Consider the following 15,830-nt stretch of genomic DNA (forward strand, 5'->3'; position numbering starts at 1 on the left):
TTATGACGTGCCGGTTCGGGTAATGAGGCTGGTGAGGAGTGCCAGCACGCCGAAGCTTGCCGCCACCGCGCAGACCATCGTCCACCCGCCGTAGCTCCGGCCCAGCGATGCCGCCGCCCCGCCGATACCACCGCCAATGAAAAACAGCGCGACGAACAGGCCGTTCATGCGGCCGCGGGCTTCCGGACGCAAAAGGTTGATGGCGCGGCGGCCCAGCGTCTGGTCTGTGGTGATGCCGACGTCAAGCAGGATGGTGCCGAGGCTCAGCACGAGCAGGCCGGCGATGCGGGATTCCAGCATGCCCGCCCATGCGCAAAGTGCGAGCGAGCCGATGATGAGCAGATGTGCCGCGAAGAACATCGGACGTGCCCGGCCCTTGTCGCCCCATCGGCCGGCCATCGGTGTCGCCGCGGCGCCCGCGACGCCGATCAGCGCGAACGCCGCAATTCCCCGGGCGTCGAGGTTGAACGGTGCCTCCGGCAGCCGCAGCGCGACCGCCGACCAGAAGGCCGTGAAGGAGGCCATGACGAGGGAGGCCGTCCAGGCGCGTACGCGCAGCACGGGCTCTTCGCGCAGCAGCCGTGGAAAGGAAAGGAGCAATTCGGCGTAGCTCGCGCGTGCCGGGGGTTGAAGGGTGGGAAGGTAACGGGCGAGCGCGCCGGCAAGCAGCGCCATCAGAGCAGCCGAGACGACGTAATAAGCCCGCCAGCTCCAGAGATCAGCGATCAGGCTCGCCGCAGGCCGTGACAACAGAATACCGATCATCAATCCGCCCATGACCTCGCCAATGGCCCCGCCACGACGATCCGGCGCCACCATGGATGCGACCAACGGAACCATCATCTGGATTGCAGCGCAGGAGGCGCCGAGGATGAAAGTCGCGAGCAGTAGGAGTATCGGCGTTGGCGCGAATGCCGTCGCAAGCGCTGCAAGGATGGCGCAGCCCAGCGTCCGCAGGATGACAAGCCGGTTCTCGACAAGATCGACCAATGGCACGAGCAGCAGCAGGCCGAGGGCATAGCCGAACAGGGTCAGCGTGCTGATCAGGCCCGCCTGCCAGGCAGGCATCAACAAGGACTGGCCGATCAGGCCGAGCAGGATCTGCGGCGCGAACAGATTGGTGACGACGACGCCAGCGGTGATCGCGCCGAGCCAGATCAGGGGCCGCTCGGCAAGCTGGTTTCGAGACTCAGGCGTTGTCGTTTCGGAAGCGGTCATGGGCCCTCGCGGTCGTGGTGCGGAGACCTTTAAGCGGCACTATCAATATGCTACAATTCAAATAAGTCTATAAAGATTATGCGAGTTTCTTATGAACACCCATGACCTCGTGGCCTTCGTCGCCGTGGTCGAGACCGGATCGATCGTCGCGGCTTCGGCCCGTCTCAATCTCACGCAGCCCGGCGTGACCCGACGTATCCAGAATCTCGAGGAGATGCTGGGGGCGCAGCTGTTGGACCGGCTCTCGAAACCTCTGAAGCCAACGGCGGCGGGCCATGAGGCCTATGAGCAGGGCCGGCGCCTGCTCAGGATGCTGGACGATCTCAAGTCGGGCGTGGCTAACGACGGCATCGTGCGCGGCGAGTTCAGGCTCGGTCTGACGCCGTTTCTCTCGGAGGCAGGATTGACCGGACCGCTCGATGCGGTGCGCGCCGAATTTCCGGGGCTGGCCGTGCGGGTGGTCTCCGGTTGGTCGCCGAACCAGCTCGAGCGTGTTTGCCGTAACGAGCTGGACGTGGCTGCGATTTGTCTGCCTGACGGCGCAGTGCCGCCTGCCGATCTTGTCGCCGACGATCTCGGCGCGCAGCCCGTCGTCTTCGTCGTCGCGCGCGACATGAAGATCCCGCGCACTGTCGACCTTGAACAGCTGTCGCAGCTATCGTGGGTAATCAATCCGGACGGTTGCGGGTTTCGCGACACGCTGAAGCGAAAGTTCGATGCCGAGCATCTGCCGTTCAGTATCGCCGTCGAGGCGCTGGACAGTGAGCTCCGGCTGTCGCTGGTGTCGCGCGGCCTCGGCGTCGGGCTGGTCACCCCGATTGCGCTGAAGCACAGCGCGTTTCGCGAGAAGCTCAAGCCCATTGCCGCGCGCGACTTCAAGCCTGCCGTGCGCGCATGGGTGGTACATCGTGCCCCAGCCGGTCGGCTGGAGCGGCCGATCAGACTCTTCCGTGAGGGTCTGGTCCGGGAACTCCGGGCGCTGATTGAGGGCTAGCTACCGCAGCTTGCCGCGTGCTGCGACCGGCAGCGTGCCGATGATCTCATCGCCGCGCACCATCACCACCTCGTCCATCATGTTGACGACGACGCAGACGTGGTTCGGCACGATGCGGACGACGTCGCCGACATTGGGGCGGGTGTTGCTGCGGGAGAGGTCGAGGAAGCCGTGCTCCTCGGCGAACTTCGCGATCTTGGCCTCGGGATGCTCCAGGATCAGGCCATGGCCGTCGAGGCCGCCGGTGTCGGTCGTCAGCGTCTTCGAGCCGGCATCGAGGATGCCGCGCTCGGGCGCGGCGCGGCTCACCACCGTCGAGTAGATGTGCAGCGCGCAGTCGTCCCACGTGGCAGAGCCGGCCGCGACCTGCATGCGGTCGTTGTAAATGTAGGTGCCGAAGCGGTGCTCGGTGCCGCCCTTGAGCTTGCCGATGTTGACGAGGTTCGGCGTGCCGCCGGTCGAGACGATCTTAGCATCGAGCCCGTGCGCGCGCACGCCGGCCAGCGCCTCGTCGAAGAATTTCTGCGCATCGCCCCAGCCGGTCTCGGTCGGGTAGAGCATGAAGCCCGCGAACTCGAGACCCTTCGATCCCGCGATCTCGCGCGCCAGCGCAATCGCCTCCGCCGGCGTCTCGACGCCTGCGCGCTTGCGACCGGTATCGCACTCGACCACGACAGAGAGCGGGCGGCCCGACGCCGCGGCGGCCTTGGGCAGGCCGGCGACGACGGTCGAATTGTCGGCGGCGACCGTCATGTTGGTCTTGGCGTTCAGCGCGCCGAGACGCGCCATCTTTTCCTCGCCGAGAAGATTGTAGCTGATCAGGATATCGTCGATGCCGGCATTGGCCATGATCTCGGCCTCGCCGATCTTCTGGCAGGTGATGCCCTTGGCGCCGGCCGCGACCTGCATCTTCGCAATGGTCGGGTTCTTGTGCGTCTTGATATGCGGCCGGTTGGCGATTCCGGCCTCGTCGCAGGCCTTTTGAATGCGCGCGATGTTGCGCTCGACCCTGTCCATGTCGATGACGGCACAGGGCGTGCCGTATTCACGGGCGATCTTGGCGGCGAGGGGAGTTGTCATGGGAGTCTCTTGGTTGGCGTACATTCTGATCGCAAAACCGGTGCCCACTTTTGCGGAATGCGCGCTATGCCTGTTCAATCTCTTCGCGGAGCATTTCAAGTTCGAGCCAGCGCTCCTCGGCGGCGGATAATTCTTCATGTGCCTTGGCGATCGCAGCTGATGTGTCGTCGAACTTCTTGCGATCCTTGGCGTAGAGGTTTGGATCGTCAAGCACGCGCTGCAGTTTTGCAATATCGGCTTGCAGCGCCTCCATCTTCTTCGGCAGCGTCTCCAGCGCATGCTTGTCGTTGAAGCTCAGCTTGCGCTTCGGCGCGGAGGCGGGGGCAGCTGAGCGCCCCTCTTTCTTCTCGGCAGCCGGAGTTGCTTTGGCTGTCTCGCGCTTCAGATCCGCGCCGCGCTGGGTCAGCATGTCGCTGTAGCCGCCGGCATATTCGGTCCACTTGCCGTTACCCTCCGGCGCGATCACGGAGGTGACGACGCGGTCGAGGAAGTCGCGGTCGTGGCTGATCAGGATCACCGTGCCGTCGTAGTCGCCGAGCATCTCCTCGAGCACGTCGAGCGTTTCGAGATCGAGATCGTTGGTCGGCTCGTCCAGCACCAGGAGGTTCGAGGGTTTTGCCAGGGCGCGCGCCAGCATCAGGCGGCCGCGCTCACCACCGGAGAGCACCTCCACCGGCGTGCCACGCTGCTCCTGCGCAAACAGGAAGTCCTTCATGTAGCCGACGACGTGCTTCGGCTTGCCGCCGACCATGATCTGGTCGCCGCGGCCGCCGGTCAGGGCCTCCGCGAGCGTCGACTTGGGATCGAGGCTTTCGCGGTGCTGGTCGAGCGTGGCCGTCTCCAGATTGGCGCCAAGCCGCACGGTGCCGGAATCAGGCTCCATGCCGCCGGTGAGAAGGTTGACCAGGGTGGTCTTGCCGGCGCCGTTCGGGCCGATGATGCCGAGGCGGTCGCCGCGCTGGATGCGGGTCGAAAAATTATCGACGATCTTGCGCTCGCCATAGGCCTTGGTGACGCCCTTGGCCTCGATCACCAGCTTGCCTGATTGTTCAGCTTCGGAAGCCGCGAGGCTGGCGGTGCCGGCCGTGCCGCGATAATTGCGGCGCTGGTCGCGCAACGTGTGCAGATTGGCGAGGCGCTTGACGTTCCGCTTGCGCCGGCCGGAGACACCGTGGCGCAGCCAGTGCTCTTCGTCGACGATCTTGCGGTCGAGCTTGTGCTGGTCGCGCTCTTCTTCCGCCAGCACCTCGTCGCGCCAGGCCTCGAAGGAGGCAAAGCCGCGGTCGATCTGCTTGATTCTGCCGCGATCGAGCCAGGCGGTCGAGCGCGACAGATTGGTGAGGAAGCGGCGGTCGTGGCTGATGATGACGAGCGCGCTGCGCCTGGAGTCGAGCTCCTGTTCCAGCCATTCGATGGTGGCGAGATCGAGATGGTTGGTCGGCTCGTCCAGCAGCAAAATGTCGGGCGAGGGCGCCAGCACATAGGCCAGCGCCGCGCGGCGCGCCTCGCCGCCGGAGAGATTGTGCGGATTCTCATCGCCGGTGAGCCCGAGCTGCTCGAGGAGATAGCGCGCCTGATGCTGGTCGTCGCCGGGCGCGAGGCCGGACTCGACATAGGCAAGCGTGGTCTTGTGCTCGCCGAAGTCAGGCTCCTGCGGCAGATAGCGCACGGTGGCGCCGGGCTGCACGAAGCGCGTGCCGCCGTCGGGCTCGACGATGCCGGCCGCGATCTTCAGCAGCGTGGACTTGCCGGAGCCGTTGCGGCCGATCAGGCAGACGCGTTCAGATGGTGCGACATTGAGCTCGACGCCCGACAGCAGCGGCGTGCCGCCAAAGGTCAGCTTGATGTCTTTGAGTTGGATCAGCGGGGGCGCCATGGTCAGCTCTGGCTGGTTGCGGCTGTATCCGCGCGGCGGCGCTGAATGCGGCGCAGCGTCTGGTCGAGCGCCGAGAGGAAGGTGGAGCGGTCGCGCGGGGAGAACGATCGCGGGCCGCCGGTGACTTCGCCGGCCGAGCGCAGATCCGTCATCAGATTGCGCACCGCCAGCGTCATGCCGATCGATTCCTCCGTGAACGGTTTTCCGTTCGGCGCGATCACATCGGCGCCCGCCTTCACGCAGCGGCTGGCCAGCGGGATGTCGGATGTCACGACGACATCGCCGTGCTTGGCACGCTCGGCGATCCAGTCGTCGGCCGCGTCCATGCCGCTGCCCGCGGCGATGCGCTCGATCAGCGGGTCCTGTGGCACGCGGATGAAATTGCCGGCGACGACGCTGACGGGCACGCCGTGCCGGAGCGCCACGCGGTAGATCTCGTCCTTCACCGGACAGGCGTCGGCGTCGACATAGATGCGGGTGGGGGTGTCGGTCATTCGCCGCGTGGTACCGCATTCAGGGCCCAAAGGCGAGGGGATTGACCGCTGTTCCCGGGGGCCTACGATCGGCCCGAAACAACAAGAATATTGGGAACGCCAGCCATGCCGAACCGGCTCGAAACCTACCGCGTCGAGGCCTACAACACCGCCAAACAATCCGAAAACAAGATGCACGACGACAGTGTAGCGCGCCGCTTCGGCTTTGAAGGCGGGCTGGTCCCGGGCGTCGACGTCTTCGCCTACATGATGCATGTGCCGATCGCGCGCTGGGGGCGCGACTTCCTGAGCCGTGGCCTGGTCGAGGCCCGCTTCATCAAGCCGGTCTATGACGGTGAGACCGCCGATGTCGATGCGACCGAGCACAACGGCCTCTTGACCATCGAGGTCTTCAGCCGCACCACACTATGCGCCACGGGCACGGCCTCGTTGCCGGCGGCCGCGCCGGCGGTGTCCCTCAGCGACTATCTCGCGGTGCCCGTGGCGGGCGAGCGCAAGCCGGTCAGTCCCGCGACGTTCGAGGCGGGCAAATGGCTGGGCACGGCGCCGCGCCGCTGGGCCGGGCAGGATGCGGCGGACTATCTCACTGACGTCAGGGAGAAGGATCTGATCTTTGCGCGCGAGGGCCTCGGCCATCCCGGCCTGATCCAGCGCGTGATGAACCGCGTGCTGGTGGACAACACGATCCTGGGTCCGTGGATCCATGTCGGCAGCCGCATGCAATTGCTGTCCGCCGCGCGCGCCGGCGACGAGATCACCGCGCGGGCAAAGGTTACCGCGAATTACGAGAAGAAGGGCCACCGCTTCGTCGAGCTCGACGCGCTGGTCGTCGGCAACGGCACGACGCCATTGGCGCATTGCCAGCACACCGCGATCTACCAGCCGCGCGAGCAGGCGGCGGCGTAATATTCTAGAACGTCATTCCGGGGCGGTCCGCAGGACCGACCCCGGAATCTCGAGGTTCTGGGTTCGATGCTTCGCATCGCCCCGGAACGACAAACAGCCCTACGCCGCCTTGCTCTTCGCGTCCTGGATCGCGCGCCAGACACGCTCCGGCGTCAGCGGCATGTCGATGTGCTTGATGCCGAGATCCGAGAGCGCGTCGAGCACGGCGTTGACCACGGTCGACAGGCTGCCGGCGCAGCCGGCTTCGCCGCAGCCCTTGCTGCCGAGCGGATTGGTGGTGGCGGGCACCGGGTGGTCGCCGACCGTCATGTTGGGGACGTCCTCGGCGCGCGGCAAAGCGTAGTCCATCAGCGAGCCCGTGATCGGCTGGCCGCTCTCGTCGTAGCGGATGTGCTCCATCAGCGCCTGGCCGATGCCCTGGACCACGCCGCCATGGAGCTGGCCTGCGACCAGCAGCGGGTTGATCACGGTGCCGAAATCGTTGACCGCGCTGTAGCGCACGATCTGCACCACGCCCGTTTCCGGATCGATCTCGACTTCGGCGACGTGACAGCCGTTGGGGAAGGCCGAGGCGATAGGTTCACTGGTGTGATCGACGTCGAGTGAATCAGGCACGCCTTCCGGCATCTTGCCGTCATGCAAGCGCTTGGCGAGCTCCATGATGTCGATGCTGCGATCGGTGCCGGCGATCGTGAAGCTGCCGCCTTCGAATTCGATGTCGGCTTCGGAGGCTTCGAGCATGTGCGCGGCTGCACGCTTGCCTTTCTCGATGACGAGCTTGGCTGCCCCCACGATGGCCTGGCCGCTCGCCGTGATCGAGCGCGAGCCGCCGGTGCCGTTGCCGGTGTGGACGATGTCGCTGTCGCCCTGCACCAGCTTGATGCTCTCGAAGGGGACGCCGAGCTGCGCGCTCAGCACCTGCGCGAACGGCGTGGCATGGCCCTGGCCGTAGTCGAGCGTGCCGGTGATCAGCTGCACGCTGCCGTCAGGCTCGAACACGATCTTGCCGAGCTCGGGGCTCGGCGGCGCGGTGACCTCGAGATAGGAGCCGACGGCGATGCCGCGCAGCTTGCCGGCTTTCTTGCTCTCCTTCTTGCGCTTGGCGAAATTCTCGTGATCGGAGATTTCGAGCGCCTTGTTGAAGACGGCCTGGAAGTCGCCGCTGTCATAGGTGACGCCGGAGGAGGCCGCGAACGGGATCTGGTTCGGCTTGATGAAGTTGCGCTTGCGCAGCGTCAGGCGGTTGATGCCCATCTCGTCGGCGGCGCGGTCGATCAGCCGCTCCATGTAATAGTTCGCCTCCGGCCGGCCGGCGCCGCGATAGGCGCCCATCAGCGTGGTGTTGGTCAGCACCACCTTGATGTCGACGGCCATCAGCGGCGTTCGGTAGACGCTGGAAAAATTCTTGCCGGTGTTGAGCGAGAGCGGCCCCGGCGCGACACCCGTGATGTAGGCGCCGAGATTGCCGTAACCGGACAGCCTGGCTGCGAGGAAATGCCCTTCGGCGTCGAGCGCGAGCTCGGCATGGATCTTCTGCGCGCGGCCGTGGCTGTCCGAGAGGAAGGCGGTCGAGCGTTCGTCGAGCCATTTCACCGGGCGGCCGAGCACCTTCGCCGCGTACAGGATGCACATGTATTCGGGGTAGTTGATGTTCTTCATGCCGAAGGAGCCGCCGACATTGGCGGTGAGGATGCGCACCTTCTCGTTCGGCACTTTCAGGTTCTTGGCGAGATTGGCCCGGTTGCCCGCGACGCCCTGCGTCGGCACCTGCAGCGTGTAGCGCTCGGTCTTCTTGTCGTAGGAGGCTAGCCCAACGCGCGGCTCCATCGAGACCACGGCGACACGGGTGTTCTCGATGTCGATCCTGGTGACATGGGCCGCGCTGGCGAAGGCGGCGTTGACCTTGTCCACGTCGCCATAGTGATAGTCGAGCGCGACATTGTTCGGGATGTGCTCATAGAGCTGCGGCGCGCTGGGCTTGGAAGCTTCCTCGGGGTCCGTCACGGCTGGCAGCGGCGCGACGTCGAGCTCGACGGCCTCGGCGGCATCGCGGGCCTGCGCCAGCGTCTCCGCCACCACGAAGGCGACGGGATCGCCGACGAAGCGGACCTTGTCGGTCGCCAGCGGCTGGCGGTTGGTCTGGAGCAAGGGCGAGCCGTCGCGGCTCTTCAGCGGCAGGCCGCAGGTGAAGGGGCCGTATCCGGCGGCATCGAGGTCCTTGCCGGTCCACACGCCGAGCACGCCCGGCATCGCCTTGGCGGCGTCAATGCCGATGCCACGGATGGTGCCATGGGCATGGGTGGAACGGACGACCACGGCATAGGCCTGGCCGGGCAGGTTGAAATCGTCGGTGTAGCGGCCCTTGCCGCGCACCAGCGTGTCGTCCTCCTTGCGGCGGACGGGCTGCCCGACGCCATATTTTTGCAGTGCAATAGCGTTTTCGAGCGTGGACGATTTGGTGTGTTCTTGCATGGAATTGACCTGAAAAGCCGGCAATTGCGCGTTTGGGAGGGCGCCTGGGGGACCGGACCCTTTAAAAATAGCCCACGGCTCCGTTCACGACAACGCACGAATGGGCATGGTCCCATGTGATGCGATGTTGCGCAGGCCTGCCGCGCTGCTAATGTTTCAGGCGAAAAAGCAATTCCTGACCGGCCCGACCGGCCTCGGAAAGACAGTTTGTATGAATGACCACACGCGGCTCCGCGACGGCCATGTCAGCCAACATGGGCCGCACGGTGAGCTGGAGGGGTCGATGGCGGCGGTGGCGTTGGCCACCGAACCGGCCGTCGGCGCGCAGGCGCCGGGAACCGGCGTCTATGCGGCGCTGGACCTCGGCACCAACAATTGCAGGCTGCTGATCGCCTGTCCGACCCAGGACGGCTTTCGTGTCGTCGATTCCTTCTCGCGCATCATCCGGCTCGGGGAGGGCGTCTCGGCGACCGGTTGCATCAGCGATGCCGCGATCGAGCGCGCCATCGCCGCGCTCAGCATCTGCCGCGACAAGATCAATTTGCGGAGGGCGCGCCGGTTGCGGCTGATCGCAACCGAGGCCTGCCGCGCGGCCTCGAACGCGGAGGGGTTCCGCAGCCGGGTCGCGGCCGAGACCGGCATCGAGCTGGAGGTGATCGACCGCGAGACCGAGGCTTCGCTCGCGGTGCTCGGCTGCTCGCCGCTGGTCGACCCGAGGGGGCGGGGCGCAATCCTGTTCGACATCGGCGGCGGCTCGACCGAGCTCGTGCGGATCGAACGCGACGCGGACAATCCGGAGCCGCGCATCAAGGCCTGGATGTCGATCCCTTATGGCGTCGTCACGCTCGCCGAGCAGTTCGGCGGACGCGATGTGACGCCGGAGATCTATGCCGCGATGGAGCAGGAGGTCGCGAACCACGTCACCCCGTTCGCAGAAGAGCATGGCGGCGATCTCGCCGACATGCACCTGCTCGGCACGTCGGGCACCGTGACGACGCTCGCCGGCATCCATCTTAACCTCGCGCGCTACGACCGCCGCCGCATCGACAGCATCTGGATGAATGATTCCGACATCACCGCGACCATCAACAAGCTGCTCGGCATGAGCTACGAGGAACGCGCGGCCAACAACTGCATCAGCGTCGAGCGCGCCGATCTGGTGCTGGCGGGCTGCGCCATCCTCGACGCCATCCGCCGCGCCTTTCCGCTGCCGCGCCTGCGCGTCGCCGACCGCGGCTTGCGCGAGGGCATGCTGGTCGAGATGATGCGCGAGGACGGCGCGCTCAGGAGCTGGTGAGATGGCCAAGGACACCACCGGCCGCTTGCACGTCCAAGTCAAGACCAAGGTCAAGACCGGCGGCAAGCGCAAATTGTCGTCGAAACTCTGGCTGGAGCGGCAGCTCAACGATCCCTATGTCGTCAAAGCCAAGGCGGCCGGATATCGCTCCCGCGCGGCGTTCAAACTGCTCGAGATCGACGACAAGTTCCGGTTCCTCAAGCCCGGCATGGCCGTGGTCGATCTCGGCGCTGCGCCCGGCGGCTGGAGCCAGATCGCCGCCAAGCGCGTCGGATCGACGGAGGGCAAGGGCAAGGTCGTCGCGATCGATCTGCTGGAGATGCCCGAGATTCCCGGCGTCGACTTCGCGCAGCTCGACTTCATGGACAACGATGCGCCCGAGAAGCTCACCGCGATGCTGGGCGGTGGCGCCGATGTCGTGATGTCCGACATGGCCGCCAACACCACCGGCCACCGCAAGACCGACCAGCTCCGCATCGTCGGCCTGGTCGAGACGGCGGCGGCCTTTGCCTGCGACGTGCTCAAGCCCGGCGGCACCTTCCTGGCCAAGACCTTCCAGAGCGGCGCCGACGCCGACCTGCTCGCCCAGCTCAAGCGCGACTTCGCCGCCGTGCGCCACGTCAAGCCGGCGGCGAGCCGACAGGATTCTTCGGAACGTTACGTGCTGGCGACCGGGTTTCGCGGCGAGGGAACAGGGTAGCCGCAAACTCCGCCATTCCGGTTTCGATGCTTCGCATCGCCCCGGAATGACCGAGGAGGTCGTCACCCCAGCCGCTGGTCCCGCACGTCCTGCGTATCCTCGCTCGCCGCCTTGACCGCCGCCTTTTCTATGCCTTTGCCGGCGCCCTTGCGGCTCGCGATCTCCACGGCCTTGCGGCCCGAGATCTCGTGGCCGGCATCTGCCGGCATCTGCCAGAAGAACCAGCTCGACGCCGCCGAGGTCAGCGCGATCACGACGAAGGCCGGTGCAAACACGGTGGCATCGATCTCGCTGACATGGTTGAACCACATCGTCGTTTCCACGCATGCGGCGCCGACGGCGACGCCGGCGGACACCGCGAGCTGCTGGTTGACGCTGACGAGCGTGGTGGCGCGGCTCATCTGCGCGGTCTCGACGTCGGCATAGGCGACCGTGTTGATCGCGGTGAACTCCAGCGAGCGGAAGAAGCCGCCGACCACCAGGATCACCATGATGATGAGCAGCGGCGTCGTCACCGTGAACAGCGCGCACACCGCGAGGAAGAATGCGCTGACGATCGCGTTCACCGTCATCAGATTGCGGAAGCCGAAGGTGCGGATCAGGCGCGCCGCCAGGGTCTTCATGCCCATGGCCCCGAGCGAGGAGGCGAAGGTGACGAGACCCGAATGGAACGGTGACAGCCCGAAACCGATCTGCATCAGGAGCGGCAGCAGGAACGGCAGCGCGCCGATGCCGAGCCGGAACAGGAAGCCGCCGAGCACGGCCGCGCGTAGGGTCGGCAGCTTCAGCAGCGAGAAATCGAGCACCGGCGAGCCCGTGCGCCGGGCGTGCAGGACATACAGCGTCATCGAGATCGCACCGCCGACGACCAGCGCGGCCACCGTGCTCCATGGCAGGAGGTTCAGTCCGGCAACCGAGAGCCCGAACGCGATGCCGGCAAGCCCGATGCCGGCGAGCACCATGCCGTAGAGATCGAACGGCTCCCGGGTCTCGCTCTTGATGGGATCGATGAAGCGCAGCGCCATGAAGATGCCGAGCAGCCCGATCGGGATGTTGATCAGGAAGATCCAGTGCCAGGACGCATAGGTCGTGATGAAGCCGCCGAGCGGCGGTCCGATCACGGGGCCGATCAGGGCCGGCACCGTCACCCACGCCATGGCGTTGACCAATGCGCTCTTGTCGACCGAGCGCAGCAGCACGAGGCGCCCGACCGGCGTCATCATCGCCCCGCCCATGCCTTGCAGGATGCGGGCGAACACGAAATCGGTGACCGAGGAGGAGAGCGCGCAGCCGACCGAGCCCACCATGAACACGCCGACCGCAATTGCGAACACCATCCGTGCGCCAAACCGGTCGGCGGTCCAGCCGCTCGCGGGGATGAACACCGCGAGAGACAGCAGATAGGAGGTGATCGCGAGCTTCAGCGTCAGCGGACTGGTACCGATGTCGGCCGCAATCGCCGGCAGCGAGGTGGCGATCACCGTCGAGTCCATGTTCTCCATGAAGAGAGCAGTGGCCACGATCAGCGGAATGATGCGTTGCTTGTCGACCATGACGGATTGGTAAGGGAAATCGGAAGGAAGGTGTGCTTGCGGCTTATCACCGCCGCCGGCCTGCGACCATTGCGGATCGACGCATGGCACCTAAATCCTGCGTGACGACGGGATGACCCTCCGTGTCCGTCATTCCGGGGCGCGCCACTTGGCGCGAGCCCGGAATCCATTGGGCCGCGGGACCTCTGTGGGATGAAATCTCAGGTGCGCAATTGCGCACCATAGTTCGCGACTTTGTCGCGGCCCGGAATGTCAGCGGGTGGGAGGGGGCATGGGCTATCCCCGCCGAATTTGCGTAAAAAGCCTGTGCATGGCTGGTCGGCGGTCCGATTTGCTTTGATTCGTCACGCGACCGTGCTATCGACCCGCGTCAACCCCACCGATGGGCTCCGATTCTCCCGGCCAACCGCAAGGTACGCCGAGGGCGGCGCTCATCCATTAGCATTTGCGGCACGGCCGCAGGAAGGAGTTGGCAAATGGCCACGGTGCAACTTCAGGGCATCCGCGAAGCCTTTACGTTCGACGACGTGCTGCTGAAGCCGGGCCTGTCGGACGTCATGCCGGGCGAGGTCGACATCCGCTCCCGCGTCACTCGCGCCATTCCGCTCAACATCCCGATCATGGCCTCGGCCATGGACACCGTCACCGAGGCGCGCATGGCGATCGCGATGGCGCAGGCCGGCGGGCTCGGCGTCATCCACCGCAATTTCGATCCCGAGGGGCAGGCCGCGCAGGTGCGGCAGGTCAAGCGCTTCGAGTCTGGCATGGTGGTGAACCCGCTCACCATCAGCCCCGAGGCCTCGCTCGACGACGCGCTCAAGCTGATGAGCGATCACGGTATCTCCGGCATTCCCGTCGTCACCGGCGCGGGCAAGAACACGCCCGGCAAGCTGGTCGGCATCCTCACCAACCGCGACGTCCGCTTTGCCACCGACCGCCGGCAAAAAGTCTCCGAGCTGATGACGCATGAAGGCCTCGTCACGGTGCGCGAGAATGTCAGCCAGGACGAAGCGCGGCGGATGCTGCACCAGCATCGCATCGAGAAGCTGCTGGTGGTCGACGAGCAATATCGCTGCGTCGGCCTGATCACCGTGAAGGACATGGAGAAGGCGGTCGCCCATCCGCTCGCCTGCAAGGATGCGCAGGGGCGCCTGCGCGTCGCCGCCGCCACCACCGTCGGCGACACCGGCTTCGAGCGCACTGAGCGGTTGATCGATGCCGGCGTCGATCTCGTCGTCGTCGACACCGCGCACGGCCATTCCCGCCACGTGCTGCATGCGGTGAACCGCATCAAGCGTCTGTCCAATTCGGTGCAGGTCGTCGCCGGCAACGTCGCCACCACGGAAGGCACGCAGGCGCTGATCGACGCGGGTGCGGACTGCATCAAGGTCGGCATCGGGCCGGGCTCGATCTGCACCACGCGCATCGTCGCCGGCGTCGGCGTGCCCCAGCTCACCGCGATCATGGACGCGGTCGAAGCCGCGAAGAAGGCCGACATCCCCGTCATCGCCGACGGCGGCATCAAGTTCTCCGGCGACCTCGCCAAGGCGCTCGCCGCCGGCGCCGACATTGCCATGGTCGGTTCGCTGCTCGCCGGCACTGACGAGACCCCCGGCGAAGTGTTCTTGTGGCAGGGCCGGTCCTACAAGGCCTATCGCGGCATGGGCTCGGTCGGCGCGATGGCGCGCGGCTCGGCTGATCGCTACTTCCAGCAGGACATCAAGGACACGCTCAAGCTCGTGCCCGAGGGCATCGAGGGCCAGGTGCCCTACAAGGGTCCGGTCGGCAATGTCATGCACCAGCTCGCCGGCGGCTTGCGCGCCGCGATGGGCTATGTCGGTGCACGCGACATGAAGGAGCTGCACGACAAGGCGCAGTTCGTCCGCATCACCGGCGCGGGCCTGCGCGAGAGCCACGTCCACGACGTCACCATCACGCGCGAGAGCCCGAACTATCCGGGCGGGGGTTAGTTACTCCGCTCTCGTGCCCCGGGTCTGCGCAGCAACGTTGCGCGTTGCAGCGCGTCCGGGACACGAGAGATGTGCGCGCCTCTGCGTCTTATCGCTCCACTCCTTTTGTATTGACGCAGCTAACTGCCTCCGCTTCCGTCCACGTCGAAAGACAATCAGGAGGAAGCCATGTCCCAAGCCAAACGCATCGTTCTCGCCGCGCGTCCCGTCGGCGAGCCCAAGCCATCTGATTTCCGCTTGGAGGAATTCGCGGTGCCGACGCCGGGCGCAGGCGAAGTTCTGCTGCGCACGATCTGGCTGTCGCTCGATCCCTATATGCGCGGGCGGATGAGCGAGGGGCCGTCCTATGCCGCGCCGGTGCCGGTCGGCGGCGTGATGGAAGGCGAGGCGGTCAGCGAGGTCGCGGCGTCCAACAATCCCGACTTCGCCAAAGGCGACATCGTGCGCATTCGTTCCGGCTGGCAGACCCATGCGATCTCGAACGGCAAGGGCCTGATCAAGGTCGATCCCAAGCTCGGGCCGATCTCGACGTCGATCGGCGTGCTCGGCATGCCCGGCATGACCGCGTATACGGGGCTGCTCGACATCGGCAAGCCGCAAGCTGGCGAGACCGTCGTCGTTGCCGGCGCCTCCGGTGCGGTCGGCTCGGCGGTCGGCCAGATCGCCAAGATCAAGGGCGCACGCGCGGTCGGCATCGCCGGCGGCAAGGACAAGTGCGACTACGTCGTGAGGGAGCTCGGCTTCGATGCCTGCATCGATCACCGCGACCCTGATCTCGCCGCGAAGCTGAAGGACGCCTGCCCGAAAGGCATCGACGTCTATTTCGAGAATGTCGGCGGCGCTGTGTTCGAGGCGGTCTTCCCGTTGCTCAACCCGTTTGCCCGCGTGCCGGTCTGCGGCCTGATCGCGCACTACAACGACACCGAGGCAAGGCCGCCGAAATGGGCCGCCAGCATGATGCGCGCGACGCTGACCAAGCGGCTCACCTTCCGCGGCTTCATCGTCTCCGACTTCGCCGCCCGCCATGGCGATTTCCTGCGCGACATGTCCGCCTGGGTTCGTGACGGCAAGGTCAAGTACAAGGAGTTCGTCACCGAGGGCCTGGAAAGCGCACCCGGCGCCTTCATGGGCCTCCTGAAGGGCGCCAATTTCGGCAAGCAACTGGTCCGGGTCGGGCCGGACAAGGCCTGACCTGCCGCTCCCGCCTCCGAGGGGGGGGCGAACATGGTTAATAAAGAGTGACCGATCGGCCACACCTGTTCCGCAAAAG

Annotated in this window: 12 protein-coding genes; 6 read left to right on the top strand and 6 right to left on the bottom strand. The window is 66.0% G+C overall.

From position 1 onward, the window contains the following. On the bottom strand, positions 1 to 1,218 hold the full coding sequence (locus tag ML401_RS14070; RefSeq protein ID WP_285812265.1) for an MFS transporter: 1,218 nt from the start codon (positions 1,216 to 1,218) through the stop codon (positions 1 to 3). A gap of 91 nt (positions 1,219 to 1,309) precedes the next feature. Here ML401_RS14070 and ML401_RS14075 point away from each other — a divergent pair, with 91 nt between their 5' ends. Then, positions 1,310 to 2,212, top strand: coding sequence for a LysR family transcriptional regulator (locus ML401_RS14075; protein WP_285812266.1), 903 nt, complete (start codon positions 1,310 to 1,312; stop codon positions 2,210 to 2,212). On the opposite strand, the gene ML401_RS14080 is transcribed toward ML401_RS14075, so the two are convergent. From ML401_RS14080 to ML401_RS14090, 3 genes are all read right to left on the bottom strand, one after another. Beyond that, positions 2,213 to 3,292 carry a D-TA family PLP-dependent enzyme gene (locus tag ML401_RS14080; protein ID WP_259206065.1) on the bottom strand — a complete coding sequence of 360 codons (1,080 nt, stop codon included), beginning with the start codon at positions 3,290 to 3,292 and terminating at the stop codon, positions 2,213 to 2,215. It lies immediately after the preceding gene. A gap of 64 nt (positions 3,293 to 3,356) precedes the next feature. Continuing rightward, positions 3,357 to 5,168, bottom strand: coding sequence for an ABC-F family ATP-binding cassette domain-containing protein (locus ML401_RS14085; RefSeq protein WP_259206066.1), 1,812 nt, complete (start codon positions 5,166 to 5,168; stop codon positions 3,357 to 3,359). A gap of 2 nt (positions 5,169 to 5,170) precedes the next feature. Continuing rightward, the gene (locus tag ML401_RS14090) at positions 5,171 to 5,662 is read right to left on the bottom strand and encodes a YaiI/YqxD family protein (RefSeq protein WP_259206068.1); all 492 of its coding nucleotides are present in this window, start codon (positions 5,660 to 5,662) and stop codon (positions 5,171 to 5,173) included. Positions 5,663 to 5,767: 105 nt separating this feature from the next. On the opposite strand from ML401_RS14090, the gene ML401_RS14095 reads away from it, so the two are divergent. Beyond that, complete coding sequence (locus tag ML401_RS14095; RefSeq protein WP_259206070.1) at positions 5,768 to 6,568, top strand: hypothetical protein; 801 nt, start codon at positions 5,768 to 5,770, stop codon at positions 6,566 to 6,568. 99 nt (positions 6,569 to 6,667) lie between these two features. Here the strand turns inward: ML401_RS14095 and ML401_RS14100 are convergent, their stop codons facing one another. After that, the gene (locus ML401_RS14100; protein ID WP_285812267.1) at positions 6,668 to 9,040 is read right to left on the bottom strand and encodes a xanthine dehydrogenase family protein molybdopterin-binding subunit; all 2,373 of its coding nucleotides are present in this window, start codon (positions 9,038 to 9,040) and stop codon (positions 6,668 to 6,670) included. Between the two features lie 211 nt (positions 9,041 to 9,251). On the opposite strand from ML401_RS14100, the gene ML401_RS14105 reads away from it, so the two are divergent. Together ML401_RS14105 and ML401_RS14110 are read left to right on the top strand one after the other, a co-directional pair. Further along, positions 9,252 to 10,337 (top strand): Ppx/GppA phosphatase family protein, encoded by a 1,086-nt coding sequence (locus ML401_RS14105; RefSeq protein WP_212068382.1) that lies wholly within the window; start codon positions 9,252 to 9,254, stop codon positions 10,335 to 10,337. Between the two features lies 1 nt (position 10,338). Further along, the gene (locus tag ML401_RS14110; RefSeq protein ID WP_211418056.1) at positions 10,339 to 11,037 is read left to right on the top strand and encodes an RlmE family RNA methyltransferase; all 699 of its coding nucleotides are present in this window, start codon (positions 10,339 to 10,341) and stop codon (positions 11,035 to 11,037) included. 62 nt (positions 11,038 to 11,099) lie between these two features. Here ML401_RS14110 and ML401_RS14115 read toward each other — a convergent pair whose 3' ends face one another. Next, the gene (locus tag ML401_RS14115; RefSeq protein WP_211418055.1) at positions 11,100 to 12,590 is read right to left on the bottom strand and encodes a DHA2 family efflux MFS transporter permease subunit; all 1,491 of its coding nucleotides are present in this window, start codon (positions 12,588 to 12,590) and stop codon (positions 11,100 to 11,102) included. Between the two features lie 476 nt (positions 12,591 to 13,066). Between ML401_RS14115 and guaB the strand changes: the two genes are divergently transcribed. Both guaB and ML401_RS14125 read left to right on the top strand, forming a co-directional pair. Further along, a complete protein-coding gene (guaB, locus tag ML401_RS14120) occupies positions 13,067 to 14,560 on the top strand; it encodes an IMP dehydrogenase (RefSeq protein WP_285812268.1) in 1,494 nt (497 codons plus the stop codon). 168 nt (positions 14,561 to 14,728) lie between these two features. Then, positions 14,729 to 15,751 (top strand): NADP-dependent oxidoreductase, encoded by a 1,023-nt coding sequence (locus tag ML401_RS14125; protein ID WP_285812269.1) that lies wholly within the window; start codon positions 14,729 to 14,731, stop codon positions 15,749 to 15,751. Positions 15,752 to 15,830: the final 79 nt, after the last annotated feature.

It is taken from the genome of Bradyrhizobium sp. 62B, from assembly GCF_030272265.2.
Classification (GTDB): domain Bacteria; phylum Pseudomonadota; class Alphaproteobacteria; order Rhizobiales; family Xanthobacteraceae; genus Bradyrhizobium.

Coding starts and splice junctions, on each gene's coding strand:
- ML401_RS14070 (WP_285812265.1), bottom strand. CDS start 1,218: ATGACCGCTTCCGAAACGACAACGCCTGAGTCTCGAAACCAGCTTGCC.
- ML401_RS14075 (WP_285812266.1), top strand. CDS start 1,310: ATGAACACCCATGACCTCGTGGCCTTCGTCGCCGTGGTCGAGACCGGA.
- ML401_RS14080 (WP_259206065.1), bottom strand. CDS start 3,292: ATGACAACTCCCCTCGCCGCCAAGATCGCCCGTGAATACGGCACGCCC.
- ML401_RS14085 (WP_259206066.1), bottom strand. CDS start 5,168: ATGGCGCCCCCGCTGATCCAACTCAAAGACATCAAGCTGACCTTTGGC.
- ML401_RS14090 (WP_259206068.1), bottom strand. CDS start 5,662: ATGACCGACACCCCCACCCGCATCTATGTCGACGCCGACGCCTGTCCG.
- ML401_RS14095 (WP_259206070.1), top strand. CDS start 5,768: ATGCCGAACCGGCTCGAAACCTACCGCGTCGAGGCCTACAACACCGCC.
- ML401_RS14100 (WP_285812267.1), bottom strand. CDS start 9,040: ATGCAAGAACACACCAAATCGTCCACGCTCGAAAACGCTATTGCACTG.
- ML401_RS14105 (WP_212068382.1), top strand. CDS start 9,252: ATGAATGACCACACGCGGCTCCGCGACGGCCATGTCAGCCAACATGGG.
- ML401_RS14110 (WP_211418056.1), top strand. CDS start 10,339: ATGGCCAAGGACACCACCGGCCGCTTGCACGTCCAAGTCAAGACCAAG.
- ML401_RS14115 (WP_211418055.1), bottom strand. CDS start 12,590: ATGGTCGACAAGCAACGCATCATTCCGCTGATCGTGGCCACTGCTCTC.
- guaB (WP_285812268.1), top strand. CDS start 13,067: ATGGCCACGGTGCAACTTCAGGGCATCCGCGAAGCCTTTACGTTCGAC.
- ML401_RS14125 (WP_285812269.1), top strand. CDS start 14,729: ATGTCCCAAGCCAAACGCATCGTTCTCGCCGCGCGTCCCGTCGGCGAG.